Source organism: Massilia sp. Root351 (assembly GCF_001425045.1).
Classification (GTDB): Bacteria; Pseudomonadota; Gammaproteobacteria; order Burkholderiales; family Burkholderiaceae_D; genus Rugamonas.
The window spans coordinates 299,884-322,134 of sequence record NZ_LMDJ01000031.1; the positions used below are offsets into that span (position 1 = coordinate 299,884).

Sequence of the window (22,251 nt, forward strand, 5' to 3'; positions counted from 1 at the left end):
TTCTCCCAATGTGGCGGGCGGACCTGCCCGGCGCCGCCAGTATAGCAAGGCGCCCGCGCACGGGCGGTTAGAGGCCGGCCTCGCCCCGCAGCGCACGCGTTTTTAGCCTGAATCCGGCTTTGAAATGGTATGATAAGCCACTTTTCATTGTGGCAATTCAATTCGTCCCAAAACGTGCGTCTATCTTCCATTAAATTGTCGGGATTTAAGTCGTTTGTCGATCCCACCAATTTCCAGGTGCCCGGGCAGCTGGTCGGCGTGGTAGGTCCCAACGGGTGCGGCAAATCGAACATTATCGATGCCGTGCGATGGGTGCTGGGCGAATCGAAAGCGTCGGAACTGCGCGGCGAATCGATGCAGGACGTGATCTTCAACGGTTCCACGCACCGCAAACCGGCCGGCCGCGCCTCGGTCGAACTGGTGTTCGACAACAATGACGGCAAGGCTTCCGGCCAGTGGGGCCAGTATGCCGAAATCGCGGTCAAGCGCACGCTCACACGCGACGGCACTTCCACCTATTACATCAACGGCCAGCCGGTGCGCCGGCGCGACATCCAGGACATCTTCCTCGGCACCGGCCTCGGTCCGCGCGCCTACGCCATCATCGGCCAGGGCATGATCTCGCGCATCATCGAATCGCGCCCGGAAGAGCTGCGCGTATTCCTGGAAGAGGCGGCAGGCGTGTCGAAGTACAAGGAGCGCCGCCGCGAGACCGAGAACCGCCTGCACGACACGCGCGAGAACCTGCTGCGGGTGGAAGACATCCTGCGCGAACTGAACGCCAACCTGGAAAAGCTGGAGGCGCAGGCCGCCGTGGCGCACCGCTTCCACCAGCTGCAGGCCGACCAGGACGAGAAGCAGAAGCTGCTCTGGCTGCTGCGCAAGAACGAAGCGCAGTACGAGCAGACCAAGTTCTTCCGCGAGGTGGAGCAGGCGCAGACCGACCTCGAAGAGCAGACTGCCAAGCTGCGCAACGTGGAGCTGACGCTCGAGCAGATGCGCCAGTCTCACTTCGCTGTCGGCGACCGCCTGCACACCGCGCAAGGCCACCTGTACCAGACCAACTCCGAGATCGGCAGCCTGGAAGCGCAGATCAAGTTCGTGGTCGAGTCGCGCACCCGCTTGCAGAACCAGCTGGGCACCCTGACCGCGCAGCGCGACCAGTGGCAGAGCCAGGCGGCCGAATACACCGAGCAGATCGAAGAGGCCGAATTCAACCTGGAAGAGCTGTCGGCCAAGGTGGAGCAGGCGCGCATGATAGCCGAGCAGAAGGCCGAATCGTTGCCGGTGCTGGAAGCGGCATGGCGCGCGGCGCAGGACAAGAGCAGCGAATCGCGCGCCCGCATCATGCAGGCGCAGCAGCAGCTGGAACTGGAGTCGGCGCACCAGCGCAACGCCAGCAATATCCTGAACGGCCTGGCGGTGCGGCGTGAACGCCTGCAGCAGGAAAAGAACGCACTCAGCCTGCCGGACTCGGCGCACCTGTCCAACCTGAAGCTGCAGCTGGAGGAAAAGCAGCAGGCGCTGGAAGAGCAGGCCTACCACCTGGAAGAGGCGCTGGAGCAGCAGCCCAGGCTGGAAGCAGAGCGCCAGGACGCGCAACTGCAGGTGAACGCCGAGGCGGCCGCCAATGCGCAACTGGAAGCGCGTTTGAACGCGCTGCGCCAGTTGCAGGAGCGCGTACAGACCCAGGGCAAGGTCACGCCCTGGCTGCAGAAGCACGAACTGGACGCGCTGCCGCGCCTGTGGCAGAAGCTGCAGATCGAGGCGGGCTGGGAGACGGCGATGGAAGCCATCCTGCGCGAACGCACTTCGGCGCTGCAGGTGTCCAACATCGAATGGGCCAGGCACTTTTTCAGCGACGCGCCGCCGGCCAAGCTGGCGCTGTTCGCTCCGGGCGCGTCGGCGCCCGCCATGCAGCAGGAGCAGCTCGGCCTCAAGCCCTTCATCTCGCTGCTCAAGCTGAACGATTCGGGCTTGCGCGCCGTGCTGCAGGACTGGCTGCACAACGTCTTCATCGCCGACGACGCGGACGCCGCCTTCAAGGCGCGCGGCACGCTGCCTGCTGGCGCCTTGTTCGTCACCGCGCAGGGCCACGTCATCACGCAATCGAGCGTGCGTTTCTATGCTGCCGACGCGGAGCAGGACGGCATGCTGGCGCGCCAGCAGGAGATCGACAACATCACCAAGCAGCTGCGCGCCCAGACCATCCTGGCCGACGAGGCGCGCGCCCGCTCGGTGCGCGCGGACGCCGCCGTGGCGGCCCATGCGCGCAATCTGGCCGAGCTGCGCCAGAAGGTGCAGCAGCTGCAGCAGTCGGTGCACGCGCTGCAAATCGAAGTGGTGAAACTGTCCGAGATCGAAGCGCGCTTTAACCAGCGCAGCACGCAGATCGCGTCCGACCTGGCGGAAATCGCCGCGCAGGAAGCGGAGCAGATGCAGGTCAAGCTGGAGTCCGAAGAGAAGTTCGAGCAGCTCGATATGGAGCTGGGCAACCTGCAAGGAGAGCATGAGGATGGCCAGACCGTCTTCATGGAAAAGGAACAGAAGCTGGCCGACGCGCGCCAGGCGCTGCGCGACCTGGAACGCGGCGCGCAGGAAGCCGAATTTGCCGAGAAGTCCCAGCGCAGCAAGATCGACGAACTGCGCCGCAGCATCGCCACCGCCACCACGCAGGCGGCGCAGGTGGCCGACAGCCTGAGCGCCGGCCAGCGCGAACTGGCAAGCCTGGAGGCTGGCACCGCCAGCGAAGGCTTGCAGGAGCTGCTGGACCGCCGCACGCAGCAGGAACGCGCGCTGTCGGACGCGCGCCATGAGCTGGACCAGATCACGCAGCAGCTGCGCTCCTTCGAGGACGCGCGCATGAACAACGAGCGCAGCCTGCAGCCGCAGCGCGACAAGATCATGGAGCTGCAGCTCAAGGAGCAGGCCGCGCGCCTGAACCAGGAACAGTTTGCCGCGCAGCTGGCCGAAGCGGGCGCCGACGAGGCCGCGCTGGGCGAAAAGCTGAACCCGGACATGAAGCCGTCCTACCTTCAGGGCGAGGTCACGCGCTTGAACAACGCCATCTCCATGCTGGGCGCGGTCAACCTGGCGGCGCTCGACGAGCTGGCGCAGGCGTCCGAGCGCAAGAATTTCCTCGATTCGCAGAACGCGGACCTGACCGAGGCGATCAACACGCTGGAAGACGCCATCGCCCGCATCGACAAGGAAACGCGCGACCTGCTGCAGGACACGTTCGACCGCGTCAACGGCCACTTCTCCGAGCTGTTCCCCATCCTGTTCGGCGGCGGCCAGGCCAAGCTGATCATGACCGGCGACGAGATCCTGGACTCCGGCGTGCAGGTCATGGCGCAGCCGCCGGGCAAGAAGAACGCCACCATTCACTTGCTCTCGGGCGGTGAGAAAGCGCTGACGGCAACCGCGCTGGTGTTCTCCATGTTCCGCCTGAACCCGGCGCCGTTCTGCCTGCTCGACGAGGTCGATGCACCGCTGGACGACGCCAATACGGAACGTTTCTGCCGCATGGTGAAACGGATGTCCGACCAGACCCAATTCCTCTTCATTTCGCACAACAAGATTGCGATGGAGATGGCCAATCAACTGATCGGTGTGACGATGCAAGAGCAGGGCGTATCGCGCATCGTGGCGGTGGATATGGAAGCCGCCGCCAACTTCGCTTCCGAGGCACAAGCAGCATGACAGATCTTCAAATGAGTTTGATCGCAGCCGGCGGCGTCTTTATCGTCGGCGTTTTCTCGTACAACAAGTGGCAGGAGTACAAGGCCAAGAAAACCGTGGAACGGGCCTTCTCGTCCGACCACGACGACGTCTTGATGCGGCCCGACGGCGAGCCCGCCGCGCCGCGCCACGAGCCCAGTTTTTCGCTGGATGACGACGCGGCCACCGCCGCCGGCGGCGCGGCTGCGGCACGCGCGCATGGCTACGACGCTGACGATACGCATGCCACAGCCGGCACGGCTGCGGGCGCCGGCGCAGCCACCGGCGCGAGCGAGGCCGACGGCGAAGCCTACGTGCCTCCCGTGCATCCGGCTGGCACATTGACGCCCGCCGCCGAGCAGGCCACCGCGCTGGTGGACCCGCTGATCGACTGCCTGCTGCCGCTGGCGCTGGAGGCGCCGGTGCGCGGCGACAAGATCCTGCCGGTGCTGCAGAAGCTGCGCCTGGTGGGCAACAAGCCGGTGCACTACATCGGCCTGCACGTGAACGGCGACTGGGAACCCATCGTCCACGGCGGCGTGTACACCGAGCTGCAAGGCGGCGTGCAGCTGGCCAGCCGCAGTACCGCGCTGAACGAACTCGAATATTCCGAACTGGTGACGCGCCTGCGCGCCATGGCCGACGAGATCGGCGCCGAGCCGGCCATCCCGGACATGATGGAAGTAATGGCCGAGGCCAAGACGCTGCACCGCTTCGTCTCCAGCCACGACGCCCAGCTGGGTGTTAACCTGCACACCAACGGCGCGCCGTGGGCCATCAGTACGCTGCTCGGTGCGCTGGAGAAGCAGGGCTTCGACGTGCGCCCCGACGGCCGCTACGTTATGCCGGACGGCGAAGGCGGGCACCTGTTCTCGCTGTCGACCAACGTCACGCTGGCAGAGGAAACTACGCCGCGCCTGACGCTGCTGCTGGACGTGCCCTGCGTGGCGCCGGCGCGCGACGGCTTCGGCGCCATGATCGCCTGCGCCAAGTCGCTGGCGGGCCGCCTGGACGGCACCATCGTGGACGACTACAGCCAGCCGCTGTCGGACCAGGCGCTGGCCGAAATCGCCGGCCAGGTGCGCGACTTCTACGCCGATATGGAATCGTCCGACATCCCAGCCGGTTCCACCCGCGCGCTGCGCCTGTTCTGCTAAGGGTGCGCAATGAGTGACAAGGAATACCAGGCCAAGGTTGAACGCGCGGCCTGGCTGACGGCCGAATTGAACCGCCATCTGCACGCTTACCACGTGCTCGATGCGCCCACCATTCCGGACGCCGAGTACGACCAGCTCTACCTCGAGCTGCAGAAACTGGAAACCGAATACCCTGCGCTGCAAGAGCAGGATTCGCCAACCTTGCGGGTGGGCGCTGCGCCGCTGCCGCAGTTCGCGCAGGTGACGCACACGGTGCCCATGCTGTCGCTGAACAATGGCTTTAGCGACGAGGACGTGGAGAACTTCGACCGCCGCGTGCGCGAAGGCCTGGACGTGCTGCAGGTGGAGTACGCCGCCGAAGTGAAGTTCGACGGCCTGGCCATCAACCTGCGCTATGAAAACGGCCTGTTCGTGCAGGCCGCCACGCGCGGCGACGGCTACACCGGCGAGGACGTCACCGCCAATATCCGCACCATCAAGGGCATTCCGCTGCGCCTGCACGGCAGCAATGTGCCCACGCTGCTGGACGTGCGCGGCGAGGTGCTGATGTACAAGCGCGACTTCGAGAAGATGAATGAACGCCAGCGCGAAGCCGGCCAGAAGGAATTCGTCAATCCGCGCAATGCGGCCGCAGGCAGCTTGCGCCAGCTCGACTCGCGCATCACCGCGCAGCGCGCGCTGAGCTTCTTCGCCTACGGCATTGGCGCGCTGGAAGGTGCCGAGATGCCCGAATCGCATTCCGCGCTGCTGGACTGGTACCACGCGCTCGGCCTGCCGGTGGCCAGGGAGCGCGCCGTGGTGCGCGGCGCGGCCGGGCTGCTGGAGTACTACCAGAGGATCGGCCGTGAGCGGCCAGGCATGGCGTATGAAATCGACGGCGTGGTCTACAAGGCCAACAAGCTGTCCGACCAGCGGCAGCTCGGCTTCGTTTCGCGCGCGCCGCGTTTCGCCATCGCCCACAAATTCCCGGCCGAAGAAGCCACCACCATTGTGCACGACATCGAAGTGCAGGTGGGCCGCACCGGCGCCATCACGCCGGTGGCGCGCCTGGAGCCGGTGTTCGTGGGCGGCGTGAACGTCACCAACGCCACGCTGCACAACGAGGGCGAAGTGCAGCGCAAGGACGTGCGCGTGGGCGATACCGTGATTGTGCGCCGCGCCGGCGACGTGATCCCCGAAGTGCTGGCCGTGGTGCTGGAAAAGCGCCCGCAGCCGGAGCCGCCGCGCTACGTGCTGCCCAAGGTGTGCCCGGTGTGCGGCTCGCACGTGGTGCGCGAAGAGGGCGAAGCGATTGCGCGCTGCTCCGGCGGCCTGTTCTGCCGCGCGCAGCGCAAAGAGGCCATCCGTCACTTCTCGGGCCGCCGCATGATGGACATCGAAGGCCTGGGCGACCGCTACATCGACAACCTGGTCGAATGCGACCTGGTCACGCGCGTGGCCGACTTGTACAAGCTGACGCTGGACGACCTCTTGAAGATGAAGCGCCTGGCCGATGAACGCGACGGCACCACGCCGGAGACCGTCCAGCAAGGCAAGATCGCCACCAAGTGGGCGGACAACCTGCTGGAAGCCATCGCCGCCAGCAAGAAACCGCCGCTGGAGCGCCTGCTGTTCGCGCTGGGCATACGCCACGTGGGCGAATCGACCGGCAAGACGCTGGCCGAATGGCTGGGCCGCTTCGACCTGATCCGCCGCGCCCCGGTCGCGCTGCTGCGCGTGCTGCCCGATATCGGCGGCACCGTGGCGGAATCCATCGCCGAATTTTTCGCCGAGCCGAAGAACCAGGAAGCCATCGACGCACTGCTGGCGGCGGGCGTCACGCCGCAAGGCGAGCATCCGCCCAGCGCCAAGCTGCGCGAGAAGCTCGACACCGTCAAGCTGATGGCGGCCCTCGGCATCCCCAAACTCACCGAGCCGCGCTGCAAGCAGCTGGTGGAGCAGGAAGTGACGCTGGAAGTGCTGGCCCACCTGGGCGTGTTCTCCGTGTTCGGCCTGCCTGCGGCGGTGGCGTCCGCGCTGGAAGAATGGATGGCGCAGCCAGGCCACCGCGAGCAGCTGCTGGCGCTGGACGCGCTGCGCAAAGACCTGCTGGCGCAGTTGCCGGAAGCGGTAGAGGTGGCCGGCGCGCTGAGCGGCAAGACCTTTGTGCTGACCGGCACGCTGCCTAAGCTGAGCCGCGACCAGGCCAGCGCCATGATCGAGGCGGCCGGCGGCAAAGTGGTCGGCTCGGTGTCGAAAAAAACCGGCTACGTGGTGGCCGGCGCCGAGGCGGGCAGCAAGCTGGCCAAGGCGGAAGAACTGGAAATCCCTATCCTTGACGAAGCAGGGCTGCTGGCCCTGCTGGAGAACAATAAATGACGCAAATCCGTAAAGCCGTATTCCCTGTTGCAGGCCTGGGCAGCCGTTTTCTGCCCGCCACCAAGGCGCAGCCGAAAGAGATGCTGCCTATTGTCGACAAGCCGCTGATCCAGTATGCGGTGGAGGAGGCCGTCGCTGCCGGCATCACCGACATGATCTTCATTACCGGCCGCAACAAGCGCGCCATCGAAGACCATTTCGACAAGGCCTACGAACTGGAAGCCGAGCTGGAGGCGGCACAGAAGACCGCGCTGCTGGAGCAAGTGCGCAACATCATCCCCAAGCACATCAACTGCATCTTCATCCGCCAGTCCGAGCCGCTTGGCCTGGGGCATGCCGTACTGTGCGCGCGACCCGTGGTGGGCGACGAGCCGTTCGCCGTGCTGCTGGCCGACGACTTCATGGACACCGACAACGGCGCCCGCCCGGTGCTGGCGCAGATGACCGAAGTGTACTCCTACGAGCGCGCCACCATCCTGGCGGTGCAGGACGTGCCGCGCGCGAACACGCGCCAGTACGGCATCGTCAGCGCCTCGCCTTACCAGAGCAGGCTGGAGCTGGTCTCGGGCATCGTGGAAAAACCGCAGCCGGAAGAGGCGCCTTCGACGCTGGCGGTGGTGGGGCGCTATGTGCTGTCCGGCCGCATCTTCGAACACCTCGAACACCTGGGCGCGGGCACCGGCGGCGAAATCCAGCTCACCGACGGCATCGCCGCGCTGATGAAGCACGAGCGCGTGCTGGCCTACCGCTACGACGGCACGCGTTACGACTGCGGCTCGAAGCTGGGCTACCTGAAAGCCACCACCGCCATGGGCCTGAAGCATCCTGAAATGGCCGGCGAATTCCGCAAATACCTGCAGGAGATGCAGCTGGAACTGGGAGCAGGAACGAAATGACGGTCCGTGAAATCCTGAAAATGGGCGACCCGCGCCTGCTGCGGGTGGCCGAACCGGTGCGCGAGTTCGACACCCCGGAACTGCACGCGCTGATCGCGGACATGTTCGACACCATGCACGCCGCCAACGGCGCTGGCCTGGCTGCGCCGCAGATCGGCGTCAACCTGCAACTGGTGATCTACGGCTTCAAGAACAACGTCCGCTACCCGGACGCGCCGCAAGTGCCGGAGACGGTGCTGATCAATCCCGTGCTGACGGCGATTACGGACGAGAAGGAAGCCGGCTTCGAAGGCTGCCTGTCCGTGCCCGGCCTGCGCGGCAGCGTGGCGCGCTTCAAGAAGCTGCATTACGAAGGCGTGGACCAATACGGCAAGCCCATCGTGCGCGACGCGGAAGACTTCCATGCGCGCGTGGTGCAGCACGAGGTGGATCACCTGCACGGCATCCTCTACCCAATGCGGATCACCGACTTCAGCCAGTTCGGCTACACCTCGGTGATGTTCCCGGATCTCGATCCGAACGACGACGATTGAGCATCAGGCGCGAGCTGGCAGTGAGCAGAAGGCGCATGCAGGCTACAGCGAAATTACGGCGATATACTCATGCGCCGGGTGGGCGGTTAAATGGAGAACAATATGTTTCGAGTTTTGCTTGCCTGTCTCTTGATGGTCGGCACCGCCGCAAAGGCGGACAATATCGAGCGCGACCTCGATGCCATCGTACAAAGCTACGGCAAGGTCGGCATATTCACCGGCACGGTGCTGGTGGCGCATGACGGCAAGATCGTCTACGAAGCGGCCGTGGGCCTGGCCAATCGCGAGACCAATGAGCCAAACCGCGCCAACACGCGCTTTAACATTGGCTCCATCGGCAAGACCTTCACCGCGGTGTCCATCTTGCAGCTGGCCGAAGCGGGCAAGCTCAAACTAAGCGACCCGATCTCGCGCTTCCTTCCCGACATCCCTTACGCGGAGAAGGACACGATCACCGTCGCCCACTTGCTGAACCACTCGGCCGGCACCGGCAACTACATGGCGCACAAGGACTTCGCCGCGAACATGGGCAAGCTGCGCACCATTGACGCCTTCCTGCCCCTGATTTACGACCAGCCGCCCAGCTTTGCGGCCGGCAGCCGCTTCCAGTATTCGAATTCGGGCATGGTGCTGCTCGGCGCCGTCGTCGAAAAAGCCAGCGGCCAGTCCTACCGCGACTACTTGCGCGACCATATCTTCAAGCCTGCGGGCATGACTGACAGTTCGCTCACCCTCGAAGACGAGCCACTGCCTAACCGCTCGATCGGCTACACCCGCAACGGCGACGGCAGCATAAGCTCCAACGTGAGGTCAGTACCCCCGCCGTCGTCCGATGGCGGCATGCGCACGACCACGCGCGATATGCTGCGCTACGATCAGGCGCTCAAGCGAACGGCGTTGTTGTCCGAAGCGAGCAAGGCGGCGATGTGGACCCCTGTGGGACCGGACAGGGAATATGCCTTCGGCTGGCAGCGCAAGAGCGCTTTCGGCGACGCCGTCGTCGGCCATAATGGCGGCGCGCCCGGCATCAATGCGGTGTTCAGCCGCTACCAGGGCAGCGGCTATACGGTCATCGTCCTGTCCAACACGGGCATGGGAGCAAGCGACGTTGCTGAAAAGGTCGAGGCGCGCCTGTACGGCAAACCGGTGCAGCTGGCCGTGCAGGCCGATTCCGACATGATGCTAGCCCTCGATCTGGTGATGCGCGGCGACTTGCGCGGCGCCGCCAAGCTGTATGACCGCAATCCGGGCCACGCACCGTCGGTGTACCAGGCTGCAAGAACCCGCATCGACGGCGGCTATGAAGCCACCGAGGCGATAGCACTGCTGGACCGCTACCTGCGCTTCGACGCCGCAGTCCAAGTGGCGCCTCCCGCTGGGGCCTGGTGGCGCAAAGGCATGGCCTACGAGCAGCTGGGCGACAAGGCCAAGGCGCGCGCGAGCTACATGCAGTCGCTGGCGCTCGATCCCGCGTTCGACAAGGCCAGGCAGGCGCTGGCGAAGCTCGACACGCCCAAGACCTGATGCCAGGCGTGGCGGGCGCGCGAATCGGGCGGCGCTTCCGCTTTGGGGGGAAAGCAGTCGAACATACAGACTGGAGAGCATTCGGTAGTGCAGGTGGCTACGCGTGCCCGCTGGCCCCGGAGGGCGCACGTTTTATGCCGGTTCTGCGTGTTCGACCATCAGCTGGACCTTGGTGGTGCCGTTGTATTCGTTGGCGTCCAGCCTGAAGGCGACGCGGGCGCGCTCGCCGATGGAGTCGGTGTGGCCGAACCAGATGGCGTCGTAGCGGGTGCCGTTCTTTTCCAGCAGCAGCTTGAGGTGGCGTTCTTTCAGGATGCGCTGGCTGACGACACGGAATTCGTCGCAGAATACCGGCGGCGCAAAACCCTGTCCCCATACCTGGCCGTCCATCAGTTCGATGAACTGGGTGGTGTAGTAGGCGTCTTCCAGCGGGCCGTCGGTTTCGATCACGCGCTCCAGTTGCTGCTCCGTCAGCCATGCGCGGCCGACGGCTTCGAAGGCTTCCGAGAACGCGTCGAAGGCGTCGGCGCGCAGGCTCAGGCCCGCCGCCATGGCGTGGCCGCCGAACTTGTCGATCAGGCTGGGGGCGCGCTTCGATACCAGGTCCAGCGCGTCGCGCATGTGGAAGCCGGGGATGGAGCGGCCGGAGCCCTTGATCCAGCCGTCGCCCGCCGGCGCGAAGGTGATGGTGGGGCGGAAGAACTTCTCTTTCAGGCGCGAGGCGACAATGCCGATCACGCCCTGGTGCCAGGTTTCGTCGAATACGCTGATGGTGCTGCTGGCGGCCGGTTCGAAGCGGTCCAGGTGCAGCAGGGCCGCGTCCTGCATCTCGGCTTCGATCTCGCGGCGTTTCAGGTTGATCTCGTTGAGTTGCTGCGCCAGTTGCCAGGCGCGGTCCTCGTCGTCGGTGAGCAGGCACTCGATGCCGAGCGACATATCCTCCAGGCGTCCGGCCGCGTTCAGGCGCGGGCCGAGCGCGAAGCCCAGGTCGAACGGGCTGGCGGTGCGTGCCTGGCGGCCCGCGACGCGGAACAATGCGGCCACGCCGGGATGCATGCGGCCGGCGCGCATGCGCTTCAGGCCTTGCGCCACCAGGATGCGGTTGTTCGGGTCGAGCTTCACCACGTCGGCCACGGTGCCCAGCGCCACCAGGTCCAGCAGGTGGTCCAGCTTGGGCTGGGTGGCGGCGTCGAACACGCCGCGGCGGCGCAGTTCGGCACGCAGCGCGAGCAGCACGTAGAACACCACGCCAACGCCTGCCAGGTTCTTGCTGGGGAAGCCGCAGGCCGGCTGGTTGGGGTTGACGATGACGCGCGCGTCCGGCAGCACGTCGGCCGGCAGGTGGTGGTCGGTGACGACGACTTCGATGCCGCGCCGGTTCGCTTCGGCCACGCCGTCGATGCTGGCGATGCCGTTGTCCACCGTGATGATGATGTCCGGCTGCTTTTCGCGCGCCGTCAGGGCCACGATTTCAGGCGTGAGACCATAGCCGTACTCGAAGCGGTTGGGCACGATGAAGTCCACGTTGGCGCCCATGGCGCGCAGGCCGCGCAGGGCCACGGCGCAGGCGGTGGCGCCGTCGCAGTCGTAGTCGGCCACGATCACCATGCGCTTTTGCGCGGCGATGGAGTCGGCCAGGAACACGGCGGCGGCGTCGATGTGCAGCAGGCCGGAAGGCGCGATCAGCGCGGCCAGTTCGCTCGACAGGTCTTTCGGATCGGTCAGGCCGCGCGCGGCGAACAGGCGGGCCAGTACAGGGTGGATGCCGCCCTGGCGCAGCATTTCCGAGGTGCGGAAGGGGCAGGGGCGGGTGGCGATACGTGTCATGGCGTCAACTTGGTGAGGGCGGGCTTGCGCCAGAACTTGCGCAAAGAGCCCTTGGTGATGGTGAACTCGGCCAGCTTCAGGTGGCTGCTGAAGACCAGCTTCAGGCTGCCCAGGCGGCCGGCTTTCAATGCCGCAAGCAGGGGTGCGAACCATTGCTGTTCGATCTGCTGCATGTGGGCCAGCCAGGGCGACCAGTCGCCCGCTTTGCCGACCGGGATCAGCTCGCCCAGCACCACCACGGCGTCGCCGGCCAGCGGCAGGACCTGTTCGGCCGTGGCGGCGCGCAGGGCGGGATCGGCCAGCAGCGTGAGCCACGCCGGACAGTTCGCCACCGCCAGTGTGCCGGCGGCGCCTGCAGCGGTGCCTGGGATTGCCGGCGCGCCGGCCCACAGCCAGAACGAATTTACCGGCTGCAGCCCGCGCTGCTGGCGCGCTTCGTTCACCGGATGCTCGTGCCACAGCATCTGCACTTCATTTTGCAGCTTGCGGAAGGCACGCTTGGCGTCGCCCTCGGGCATCCAGTCGGCCAGGTTGTCGTTCACCGCGGCGTCGGGCGAGGCGGTGCGCAGTTCGCTCCAGTCGTCCGCGCGCATGAACCACATGTCCGGCGCGGCGTAGATCAGCGGTTTGCCCACTTCATCGAAGTAGGGCTTGACCAGGTCGAACAGCGCACGGGAGTCGGCATCGTTCACGTTCAGGGAGCGCGGATCGCCCAGCACCATGTGGGTGCGGGTCAGTTGCAGGTGCACCGGCTGCACGGCAAACCAGTAGCCTTCCGGCTGCGCCACGCCCAGCGCGCGCATCATGGCGGGGGCAAAGGGGGCGTTGTCGGATGGCGCACCGTATGCTGCGGCGCTGAAGGCGCGCGACAGCCAGCTTTCGTGCGGCAGCAGGCGGTTGCCGCCGTCTTCCTCCGACACGCGATACGTGCTATTGCGTTCAAGCAATATTTCCAGCGACGGCACTTGCAGGGCGCGGGCCAGGTCGGAGGCGAGTTCGGGCGGGGTGAGGGCGAAGGGCAGGACGAGGGTAAGCTGATTCATAACCCGCGATTGTATCAGTCCGCCGCCTCCAGCTTGCCGGCATGGTGCGGTGTTTCACTCACGAAATGTGATTTGTATGGCACACTTCGGGCTCGGAACGTAATTCATCTTTCACAGGGCCCATGAGCATCATCAAGAATCTGCCTTTCGAATGGCTGGTCGGCCTGCGCTACACGCGCGCGGGCAAGCGCAGCGGGCGCAACAGCTTCATTTCCTTTATCTCCGCCATCTCCATGCTGGGCATTGGCCTGGGTGTAGCCGCGCTGATCGTGGTGCTGTCGGTCTACAACGGTTTTCAGAAGGAAGTGACCGAGCGTATGGTGTCCGTGCTGGGCCATATCGAGATGTACGACCTGCGCGGCGGCGGCCTGCGGGACTGGCAGGGCACGGCCAGGGAAGCGTTCAAGAATCCTGAAGTGCGCGGCGCCGCGCCTTTCGTCGAGACCCAGGCCATGCTGATACACGGCAGCGACAAGCTGCGTCCAGCCATCGTGCGCGGCATCCTGCCGCAGGCCGAGGCTACCGTGTCCGACGTGAGCAAGCAGCTCAAGCAGGGCAGCTTCGATGCGCTGCAGCCCGGCTCGTTCAATATCGTGCTGGGCGTGGGGCTGGCCAAGGCGCTGGACGTGGATGTGGGCGGCAAGGTCGCCCTGGCGCTGGCCCAGCGCGGCGAGAACATGATGAGCGGCGGTGCGCCGAGCATGCGCTATTTCACGGTGACCGGCATCTTCGAGGCCGGCCACAACGAATTCGATTCAGGCCTGGCCTACGTCCATCTCGGCGACGGCATGGAGCTGCTGCACCTGGACCTGCCGTTCGCGCTGCGCCTGCGCGTGGCGGACGTGCAGAGCGCGCCGGAAGTGGCGCACCAACTGAAGCTGTCGGTGCCGGGCGAGCTGCTGGTGCGCGACTGGTCCAAGCAGAACGCCAACTGGTTCGCGGCGGTGCAGACGCAGAAGAACATGATGTTCATTATCCTCACACTGATTATCGCGGTGGCCGCCTTCAACCTGGTGGCCACGCTGGTGATGACGGTGACCGACAAGCAGGCCGATATCGCCATCTTGCGCACGCTGGGGGCTTCGCCGCGCTCGGTGATGCATGTGTTCATGGTGCAGGGCGCGCTGGTGGGCATTATCGGCACCGCGCTCGGCGTGGCCGGCGGCGTACTGCTGGCCATGAACGTGGACGTGATCGTACCCGCGATCGAACGCATGCTGGGCATGAAATTCCTGGCCAAGGACATCTATTTCATCAGCGCCGTGCCGTCCGACCTGCGCTGGCATGACGTGACCGTGATCGCCGCCACGGCGGTGGCGCTGGCTTTCGTCGCCACCCTGTATCCGAGCTGGCGCGCCGCGCGCGTCAAGCCGGCCGATGCCCTGCGCTACGAGTGAATCAGAATATGTTTACGAATCTACCCTTTGAATGGCTGGTGGGCCTGCGTTACACGCGCGCAGGCAAGCGCAGCTCGCGCAACAGCTTCATCTCCTTTATCTCGCTGATCTCCATGGGCGGCATTGCCCTGGGCGTGGCGGCGCTGATCATCGTGCTGTCCGTGATGAATGGCTTCCAGAAGGAGGTCACCGGACGCATGCTGTCCGTGCTGGCCCACGTGGAGGTGTTCAACACCGGGGGCGACGGTATGCCGGACTGGGAGCAGCAGGCCAGGAACGCGTTCAAGAATCCGGAAGTGAAGGGCGCCGCGCCGTTCGTCGAGACCCAGGCCATGCTGCAGCACGGCGGGGACAACCTGCGCCCGGCCATTGTGCGCGGCGTGCTGCCGGAGCAGGAACCGAATGTGTCTGACGTGGCCAAGCACACCAAGTACGGCGACTTCAATGAACTGCGCCAGGGCGAATTCAACATCGTGCTCGGCATCGACCTGGCGCGCGCGCTGCAGGTGAACCTGGGCGACAAGGTCACCATGGCGCTGGCGCAGGGCACGGTTACGCCGGCCGGCATCGTGCCGCGCATGCGCTCGTTCACCGTGACCGGCATCTTCCAGGCCGGCCACGCGGAGTTCGACGCGGGCCTGGCCTTCATCCATATTGTCGATGCCGAAAAAATGCTGCGCTTGTCCGCGCCGGCCGGCCTGCGCCTGCGCCTGGCGGATATGCACCGCGCGCCGCAGGTGGCGGAAGACCTGAAAAAGATCATGCCGGCCGGGCTGGAGATGCGCGACTGGTCCAAGCTGAACGCGAACTGGTTCGCGGCGGTGCAGACCGAGAAGCGCATGATGTTCATCATCCTGGCGTTGATCGTGGCGGTGGCCGCGTTCAACCTGGTGTCCACGCTGGTGATGACGGTGACCGACAAGCAGCCCGACATCGCCATCCTGCGCACGCTGGGCGCGTCTCCCCAATCCATCATGCGCATCTTCGTGATCCAGGGGGCGCTGGTGGGCATCATGGGCGCCGCGCTGGGCGTGGCCGGCGGCGTACTGGTGGCTTCGAATATCGATGTGATCGTACCGTTTATTGAATCAACTTTGGGAGTGCAGTTCTTGTCTAAGGATATCTACTACATCAGCACCGTGCCTTCGGACATGCGCTGGCCGGACGTGACCAGGATCGGCGTGGTGGCGGTGGCGCTGGCCTTCCTGGCCACCATCTATCCAAGCTGGTGGGCCGCCCGTGTGAAACCTGCGGAGGCGCTGCGCTATGAATGACCAATCCATCGTCCTGTCCTGCCGTGGCCTCGGCAAGACCTTCACCCAGGGCACCTACTCGGTGCAGGTGCTGAACGGCATCGACATCGACGTGCGGCGCGGCGAGCGCGTGGCCATCGTCGGCGCGTCCGGTTCCGGCAAGTCCACGCTGCTGCACTTGCTGGGCGGGCTGGATACGCCAAGCAGCGGCAGCGTGACCCTGCTGGGCAAGGACTTCGCCACCCTGGGCGAACGCGAACGCGGCGACCTGCGCAACCAGTCGCTCGGCTTCGTCTACCAGTTCCACCACCTGCTGCCCGAATTCTCGGCGCTCGACAACGTGGCCATGCCGCTGATGATACGGCGCGTCAAGCGATCCATGGCGCAGGAAGAGGCGCAGAAGGTGCTCACGCGCGTGAACCTGGCCAAGCGCGTGACGCACGTGCCGGGCGAGCTGTCAGGCGGCGAGCGCCAGCGCGTGGCCCTGGCGCGTGCGCTGGTCACGCAGCCGGCCTGCGTGCTGGCCGACGAGCCTACCGGCAACCTCGATCACAGCACGGCGGAGCAGATTTTCGACTTGATGCTGGAGCTGTCGCGCACCCTGGGCACGGCCTTCGTCATCGTCACGCACGACCCCGAACTGGCGCGCCGCTGCGACCGCGTGCTGCGCCTGACCGATGAAGGCCTGCACCCGGAGAAGTAATCATGTGGATAGACACGCACTGCCACCTTGACGCGCGCGAGTACGGCGGCGCCTCGCTGGACGTGGCGCGCCAGGCCGCAGAGCAGGGCGTATCCATGATCGTCATACCGGCAATTGACCGGCACAACCTCGATACCGTGGCCGGGCTGGGCGCGCAGGCGCCGAACGCCTGCTACGGGCTGGGCATCCATCCCATCTGCGTGCCCAAATCCACCGACGACGACCTGGCCGCGCTGCGGGCCAAGGTGGAAGCGTCCATGGACGACCCGCGCTTCGTGGCCATCGGCGAGATCGGGCTGGACTTCTTCATTCCCGAACTGGCGGAACCGGCCATGCGCGAGAAGCAGGTGCATTTCCTGCGCGAGCAGCTCAGGATAGCGCGCGACTTCAAGCTGCCGGTGCTCACGCACGTGCGCAAGTCGCAGGACCAGGTGCTCAAGCAGGTGCGGCAGATCACGCCCAACGGCGGCATCGCGCACGCCTTCAACGGCAGTTTCCAGCAGGCGCAGGGCTATATCGACGTCGGCTTCAAGCTCGGCTTCGGCGGCAACATGACCTTCACGCGCGCATTGCAGATCCGGCGGCTGGCGGCCGAGCTGCCGCTGTCGGCGATCGTGCTGGAGACCGATGCGCCGGACATTTCGCCGGCCTGGGTCCACCCCGGCGTGAACACGCCGCAGCAGATCCCTCGCATCGGCGAAGTACTGGCCGAACTGCGCGGCATCGGCGTGGACGAAGTCCGCACCGCCACCGGCGCCAACGCGCGGTTTATCCTTCCCAGGATGTCCGGCCTGCTGGATTAGGCCAGCGTCCAGCGCATCGCTTGATGCCGCCGAACTGGATCGGTATCGTGTTTGGGCCCCATGGGCTCGATGTCCGGCGGTCAACCCATGCCACGCTGTTCGTCCACGTCGATCTTCACGCTGGATTTGGCGCCGTTGCGCCAGACCTCGGCCGTCACGGTCGATCCGGGACGCGCGCTGCCGATCAGCCGCGCCAGGTCGGCCGTTGTGGCTACCGTTTGCCCGTCCAGCGAGAGGATCACGTCGCCGGGCCGGATGCCGCCCCGGTGCGCCGGGCCGCCACGCTCGACTGCGGTGACCAGCGCGCCCTGGATCTCCGCGAGATCCAGTGTCTCGGCCAGCTGGTAGGTCAGCTCCTGCAGTTGCACGCCGATGCGCCCGCGCACCACCCGGCCGTGCTGGCGCAGCTGCTCCGAGATGTCCATCGCGATGTTGATGGGAATTGCGAACGAAATCCCCATGTAGCCGCCGGTCTGGCTGTAGATCTGGGAGTTGATGCCGATGACGTTGCCGCGCGTGTCGAACAGCGGCCCGCCCGAGTTGCCGGGATTGACGGCGACGTCGGTCTGGATGAACGGCACATAGCTGCCATTCGGCAGCAGGCGGCCCTTGGCGCTGACCACGCCGACCGTCACGCTGTTGTCGAACCCGAACGGGGAACCGATGGCGGCAACCCACTCGCCCGGTTCCATCCGCGCCGGGTCCCCGGCGTGCACGGTCTGCAGGCCGCTGGCGTCGATCTTGAGCAGCGCCACGTCGGTGTACGGATCGGCGCCGATCACCTTGGCCGGGTATTCGCGCTTGTTGGTCAGCCTCACGCGCACCGCGTCGGCGCCGTCGATCACGTGCGCGTTGGTCAGCACATAGCCGTCCGCCCGGATCACGAACCCCGACCCCACGCTGCCGATGTCGGCCTCGCCCGTGTCGGGCAGCCCGCCGAACCGGCGAAAAAACTCGTACAAGGGATGGTCGGGCGGAACCGGCGGCCGGGCAAGGGCGCGAACCGCGCTGATATTGACGACCGCGCCGCCTTGCTGTTTGACCAGATCCACAAAGCGCGGCAACTCAACCGCGCCGCTGCTGCCTGCGGACGGCGCAGACTGCGACAGCGGCGCGGGCGGTGGCGGCGCCGGCGCCGCCGGCGGCTCGGAGCGCGAACAGCCGCCCGCCCCGGCACAGGCCAGCACGGCCAGCGCCACCAGCAGCGGGCGTCCGGCGACTTGTCTAGTGCGATGCGTTCCGCTCATGGCTCCTGCGCCCGTTGCCGGCTTGCTTACGCGCTGGTGATCTCGATCTTCCTCGGTTGCGCCTGCTGGGTTTTCGGTATCCGCACGTTCAGCACCCCGTTCTTGAGCTCGGCCGTGGCCTGCTCGGCATCGAGCTCCCTGGACAGGGAAAACGTGCGCTGGTAGTACTGCTGCTGCACCTCGGCATAGCGCGATTCCATGTCGCCCGGAACGTCCATGCCGAGTTCGCCTTCAATGATCAGGCTGCCGGTCTCGAGCCGCAGTTGAAGCTGGTCCCTGGACACGCCGGGCATGTCGGCCAGCAGCGTAATGCCGCCTCCGTCCTCGATCACGTCGACCGGCGGCCGCAGCGGGCGCGGCCCGGCCGCCGTGGCGCGGCGCTGGCCTTGCTGCTGCAGCTCGCGGCCCTGGGCGCCGCCATCCTGTCCCGGGTTGGCGGCCTGGTTCTGGCTCTGTTGCTGGTCCTGCGGCTGATTGCTTTGCATGATGACATTCTCCCGTCAATGAACAGAAATCTGGCGCGCGGGCGGCGGTTGGCGCCGGGCAACGCTGACATGCAGCACGCCGTCGCGGTACTCGGCATTCACCGCGTCCGCATCGGCATCCTCCGGCAGGCTGATCACCCGTTTGAAGCGCCCCGCGAAGCGCTCATTGATCTGGACGGTTGCCTGCTGCGCCTGGGTGGACAGGTCATCCGCGCGCTCACCGGCAATGGTCAGCACGCCGCTCTCGATTTGCACATCGATACTGGCGGGCTCTAGGCCCGGCACGAAGGCGTACACCTCGACGCTGCGGGGCGTGGCGCCCACGTTCAGCGCGGGAAAGCCGCCGCGCCCGAGGCCGCGGATGCTGGGGCCGAAATCCAGGGCTTGCTCGATGTCGCGCTGAAAGCGGTCCAGTTCCGCGAACAAATCCCCTGGTAGCATTGATCGAAACATCATGACGCACCTCCTATTGAAAGTCAGTTCGACATGCGGCCGGCGCATTTGGTTCCATGTCGCGGCGCCGGCCCGGAAGATCGTTGCGCCGCACGCAGCAAGTTTGATCGCGCGTAGTACGCGCCGGCCGTTGCTCCGCAATAATCGGTTTTTTGGCTGGGACCGGTATGCGATGCGCAATTCTTGGCTTTGTCGGCGGTGCCGCGTGCCTGCAGATGCAGGCGGCGCTGCCCGCGCATGCGCCGGTGGCGCTGGCGGGCGCCGTCGCCGGGGCGGTGGCGCTGGCGCTGGCGCTGCTGCCGTTGCCGCCGCCGCGCAGGCTGCCGGTGCGGGTGCATTGGCTGCGGCACGTGCTGGCCGCGCTGATGGGCGCTGCTGTCGGGTTCTGCTGGGCGGCGCTGCTGGCGCAGGCGGCGCTGGCGCCCGAACTGGCCAAGGCCGATGAGGGCCGGGACGTCACGCTGGTCGGCACCGTCGCCAACCTGCCCAACCGCTTCGAGGGCGGCGTGCGCTTCAATTTCGCGGTGGAGCAGGTGGAACGGCGCGCGATGCGGGTGCCGCCGCTGGTCGCGCTTTCCTGGTATGCGGGCTATCGCGGCGAAGTGCTGGCGATAGGCGACGTGCAGCCGGGCGAGCGCTGGCGGCTGACTGTGCGCTTGCAGCGCCCGCACGGCAATGCCAATCCGTACGGATTCGACTACGAATTGTGGCTGCTGGAGCAGGGCGTGCGCGCCACCGGCTACGTGCGGCAGGATGGCCGCAACCAGCGCCTGGCGCCGTTTGTCATTGGCTTCACCAACATGGTGGAGCGCTGCCGCGCGGTGCTGCGGGCGCGCCTACAACGGGTGCTGGAGGGCAAGGAGTATGCGGGTGTGATCGTGGCGCTGGTGGTGGGGGACCAGCGCGGCATACCGCAGTCGGACTGGCAGGTGTTCAACCGTACCGGCATCAGCCATCTGATCAGCATCTCCGGCCTGCACATCACCATGATCGCCGGCCTGGTGGCGCTAGCTGCGTCGGCGCTGTGGCGGCGCTCCTTTTTTACGCGCGCGCAACTGCCGCTGCTGTTGCCGGCGCAGAAGGTGGCGGCGCTGGCGGGCATGATGGCGGCGCTGGCCTATGTACTGCTGGCGGGCTTCGGCGTGCCGGCTCAGCGCACGCTGTACATGCTGGCGGTGATCGCTGTGGCCCTGTGGAGCGACCGGCTCACCAGCGTTACGCACGTGCTTTGCCTGGCGGCCGGCGTGGTGGTGCTGCTCGATCCCTGGGCGGTGATGTGGCCGGGATTCTGGCTCTCGTTCGGCGCCGTTGCCGCCATCCTGTACGCCACCGTGGGACGCACCGAAACGCATCACCTCAGCGGCGACATGGTGGCGCTGGGCGTGGGCGCGGCGATTGCTGGCGCAGCCGGCAGCGGCACGCGGCCGCACGGAGCGGCGCCAGCGCAGCAGCACCGCCCGCCGCGCCGCCAGCCATTGACGCGCCGCCAGCGCTGGATGGCGGACCTGAAGTTGGCCGCGCGCGTGCAGTACGCCGTCACGGTCGGGCTGGTGCCGTTGACCATGCTGCTGTTCGCGCAGGTCTCGGTGGTCAGTCCGCTGGCGAACGCGGTCGCCATTCCCGTGGTCAGCCTGCTGGTGACGCCGTTGGCGCTGGCGGGCGCCGTGCTGCCCGAGCCGCTGGCGGCGCCGCTGCTGCACCTGGCGCACGCGATGGTCTGGCTGCTGGCGCAGGCGCTGCAGTGGCTGAGCGCGAGCCGCATCGCCGTCTGGACCGCGCCGGTGCCGCCACCCTGGGTATTTTGCTGGGCCTTGTTCGGCACCGCGTGGATGCTGGCGCCGCGCGGCTGGCCGGTGCGCTGGCTGGGCCTGGTGACGTGGGTGCCGCTGCTGGCTGCCGTGCCCAGCCATCCGCCCGAGGGAGAATTCAGGGTGGTGGCGTTCGACGTGGGGCAGGGCATGGCGCTGCTGGTGGAGACTGCCGGCCATCGGCTGCTGTACGACACCGGTCCTGCCTACACGCCCGAGTCCAACGGGGGCAACCGCGTGATCGCGCCTTACCTGCGGGCACGCGGCATCACCGCGCTGGACGCGCTGGTGGTCAGCCATGCCGACGCCGATCACGCGGGCGGGGCGCTGGCCGTGATGGAGGCCGTGCGCGCGGCCTGGACACTGAGCTCGCTGCCCGCCGGCCATCCGGTCGTGCGCGCCGCACCGCTGCACACGCGCTGCCAGGCCGGCCAGGCATGGACCTGGGACGGCGTGCTGTTCGAAGTACTGCACCCGGCCGCCGCCAGCTACGGCGATGCCGCGCTGAAGAACAACGGCCGCAGCTGCGTGTTGAGGATCAGTGCCGCCGGCAGCGCGATGCTGCTGGCGGGCGATATCGAGGCGGCGCAGGAGGCCGAACTGCTAGGCCGCGCCCCTGGCCGGCTGGCTGCGGACGTGCTGCTGGCGCCGCATCACGGCAGCGGCACTTCCTCCACGCCCGCGTTCCTGGCGGCAGTGCGGCCCGGTTACGCGATATTCCAGGTTGGCTACCGCAACCGTTATCACCACCCGCAAGCCCAGGTCTACCGGCGTTACGGCAGCCTGGCAGCGCACCGCCTGCGCACCGATGAATCCGGCGCCATCACTCTGGTGTTCGGCGGCCGGCTCGGCGTGGAGCGCTACCGCGCTGCTTATCCCCGTTATTGGCGGCAACCATGACCGCCCAGGTCTAGATTGAATATCCGAGACGGCAGCGTATTTTTATCAGTGCAGTTGGTAAGGCGGAATAATTAAAATAATTAATATTAATTCTCACCGAATCTCACTAATGGATATAATATTTGTTTCCCGATGGAATTCAAT

General features: G+C 66.3%; 16 protein-coding genes. 11 read left to right on the forward strand and 5 right to left on the reverse strand.

Features of this window, described 5'->3' with window-relative positions; genetic code table 11:
• Nucleotides 1-174 precede the first annotated feature (174 nt).
• The 6 genes from smc (at nucleotide 175) to ASD15_RS21415 (ending at nucleotide 10,188) form a co-directional block, all read left to right on the forward strand.
• Nucleotides 175-3,702: a chromosome segregation protein SMC gene (smc, locus tag ASD15_RS21390; RefSeq protein ID WP_200954039.1), complete on the forward strand. Its 3,528-nt coding sequence runs from the start codon at nucleotides 175-177 to the stop codon at nucleotides 3,700-3,702.
• A complete protein-coding gene (locus ASD15_RS21395; protein ID WP_057157039.1) occupies nucleotides 3,699-4,877 on the forward strand; it encodes a cell division protein ZipA C-terminal FtsZ-binding domain-containing protein in 1,179 nt (392 codons plus the stop codon). Before smc ends, ASD15_RS21395 begins: the two co-directional genes overlap by 4 nt.
• Before the next feature lie 9 nt (nucleotides 4,878-4,886).
• A complete protein-coding gene (gene ligA / locus ASD15_RS21400) occupies nucleotides 4,887-7,235 on the forward strand; it encodes an NAD-dependent DNA ligase LigA (RefSeq protein WP_057157040.1) in 2,349 nt (782 codons plus the stop codon).
• Complete coding sequence (galU, locus tag ASD15_RS21405) at nucleotides 7,232-8,131, forward strand: UTP--glucose-1-phosphate uridylyltransferase GalU (protein ID WP_057157041.1); 900 nt, start codon at nucleotides 7,232-7,234, stop codon at nucleotides 8,129-8,131. Before ligA ends, galU begins: the two co-directional genes overlap by 4 nt.
• A complete protein-coding gene (def, locus tag ASD15_RS21410) occupies nucleotides 8,128-8,664 on the forward strand; it encodes a peptide deformylase (RefSeq protein WP_057157042.1) in 537 nt (178 codons plus the stop codon). Before galU ends, def begins: the two co-directional genes overlap by 4 nt.
• A 102-nt stretch (nucleotides 8,665-8,766) precedes the next feature.
• Nucleotides 8,767-10,188 (forward strand): serine hydrolase, encoded by a 1,422-nt coding sequence (locus tag ASD15_RS21415; RefSeq protein WP_162249933.1) that lies wholly within the window; start codon nucleotides 8,767-8,769, stop codon nucleotides 10,186-10,188.
• A gap of 132 nt (nucleotides 10,189-10,320) precedes the next feature.
• Here ASD15_RS21415 and recJ read toward each other — a convergent pair whose 3' ends face one another.
• Both recJ and ASD15_RS21425 read right to left on the reverse strand, forming a co-directional pair.
• Complete coding sequence (gene recJ, locus ASD15_RS21420; RefSeq protein ID WP_057157044.1) at nucleotides 10,321-12,015, reverse strand: single-stranded-DNA-specific exonuclease RecJ; 1,695 nt, start codon at nucleotides 12,013-12,015, stop codon at nucleotides 10,321-10,323.
• Nucleotides 12,012-13,058 carry a hypothetical protein gene (locus ASD15_RS21425; protein WP_057157045.1) on the reverse strand — a complete coding sequence of 349 codons (1,047 nt, stop codon included), beginning with the start codon at nucleotides 13,056-13,058 and terminating at the stop codon, nucleotides 12,012-12,014. The genes recJ and ASD15_RS21425 overlap by 4 nt, the downstream gene beginning before the upstream one ends.
• A 122-nt stretch (nucleotides 13,059-13,180) precedes the next feature.
• Here ASD15_RS21425 and ASD15_RS21430 point away from each other — a divergent pair, with 122 nt between their 5' ends.
• From ASD15_RS21430 to ASD15_RS21445, 4 genes are read left to right on the forward strand one after another with little or no spacing between them, the layout of a single operon-like run.
• Entirely contained in the window at nucleotides 13,181-14,455 is a 1,275-nt protein-coding gene (locus ASD15_RS21430) for a lipoprotein-releasing ABC transporter permease subunit (RefSeq protein ID WP_057157046.1), read from the forward strand.
• A gap of 8 nt (nucleotides 14,456-14,463) precedes the next feature.
• Nucleotides 14,464-15,729: a lipoprotein-releasing ABC transporter permease subunit gene (locus ASD15_RS21435; RefSeq protein ID WP_057157047.1), complete on the forward strand. Its 1,266-nt coding sequence runs from the start codon at nucleotides 14,464-14,466 to the stop codon at nucleotides 15,727-15,729.
• Nucleotides 15,722-16,411 (forward strand): lipoprotein-releasing ABC transporter ATP-binding protein LolD, encoded by a 690-nt coding sequence (lolD, locus tag ASD15_RS21440; protein ID WP_057157048.1) that lies wholly within the window; start codon nucleotides 15,722-15,724, stop codon nucleotides 16,409-16,411. The genes ASD15_RS21435 and lolD overlap by 8 nt, the downstream gene beginning before the upstream one ends.
• Before the next feature lie 2 nt (nucleotides 16,412-16,413).
• A complete protein-coding gene (locus ASD15_RS21445) occupies nucleotides 16,414-17,214 on the forward strand; it encodes a TatD family hydrolase (RefSeq protein WP_057157049.1) in 801 nt (266 codons plus the stop codon).
• Nucleotides 17,215-17,294: 80 nt separating this feature from the next.
• On the opposite strand, the gene ASD15_RS21450 is transcribed toward ASD15_RS21445, so the two are convergent.
• The 3 genes from ASD15_RS21450 to ASD15_RS21460 are packed head-to-tail and all read right to left on the reverse strand — an operon-like array spanning nucleotide 17,295 to nucleotide 19,399.
• Nucleotides 17,295-18,461 (reverse strand): trypsin-like peptidase domain-containing protein, encoded by a 1,167-nt coding sequence (locus tag ASD15_RS21450; RefSeq protein ID WP_082552026.1) that lies wholly within the window; start codon nucleotides 18,459-18,461, stop codon nucleotides 17,295-17,297.
• 26 nt (nucleotides 18,462-18,487) lie between these two features.
• Nucleotides 18,488-18,946 carry an Hsp20/alpha crystallin family protein gene (locus tag ASD15_RS21455; protein ID WP_082552027.1) on the reverse strand — a complete coding sequence of 153 codons (459 nt, stop codon included), beginning with the start codon at nucleotides 18,944-18,946 and terminating at the stop codon, nucleotides 18,488-18,490.
• Nucleotides 18,947-18,961: 15 nt separating this feature from the next.
• Nucleotides 18,962-19,399, reverse strand: a complete 438-nt coding sequence (locus ASD15_RS21460) for an Hsp20/alpha crystallin family protein (protein WP_057157330.1) — start codon at nucleotides 19,397-19,399, stop codon at nucleotides 18,962-18,964.
• Between the two features lie 167 nt (nucleotides 19,400-19,566).
• Here ASD15_RS21460 and ASD15_RS21465 point away from each other — a divergent pair, with 167 nt between their 5' ends.
• Nucleotides 19,567-22,107 carry a DNA internalization-related competence protein ComEC/Rec2 gene (locus ASD15_RS21465; protein WP_057157050.1) on the forward strand — a complete coding sequence of 847 codons (2,541 nt, stop codon included), beginning with the start codon at nucleotides 19,567-19,569 and terminating at the stop codon, nucleotides 22,105-22,107.
• The last annotated feature ends 144 nt before the right edge of the window (nucleotides 22,108-22,251 follow it).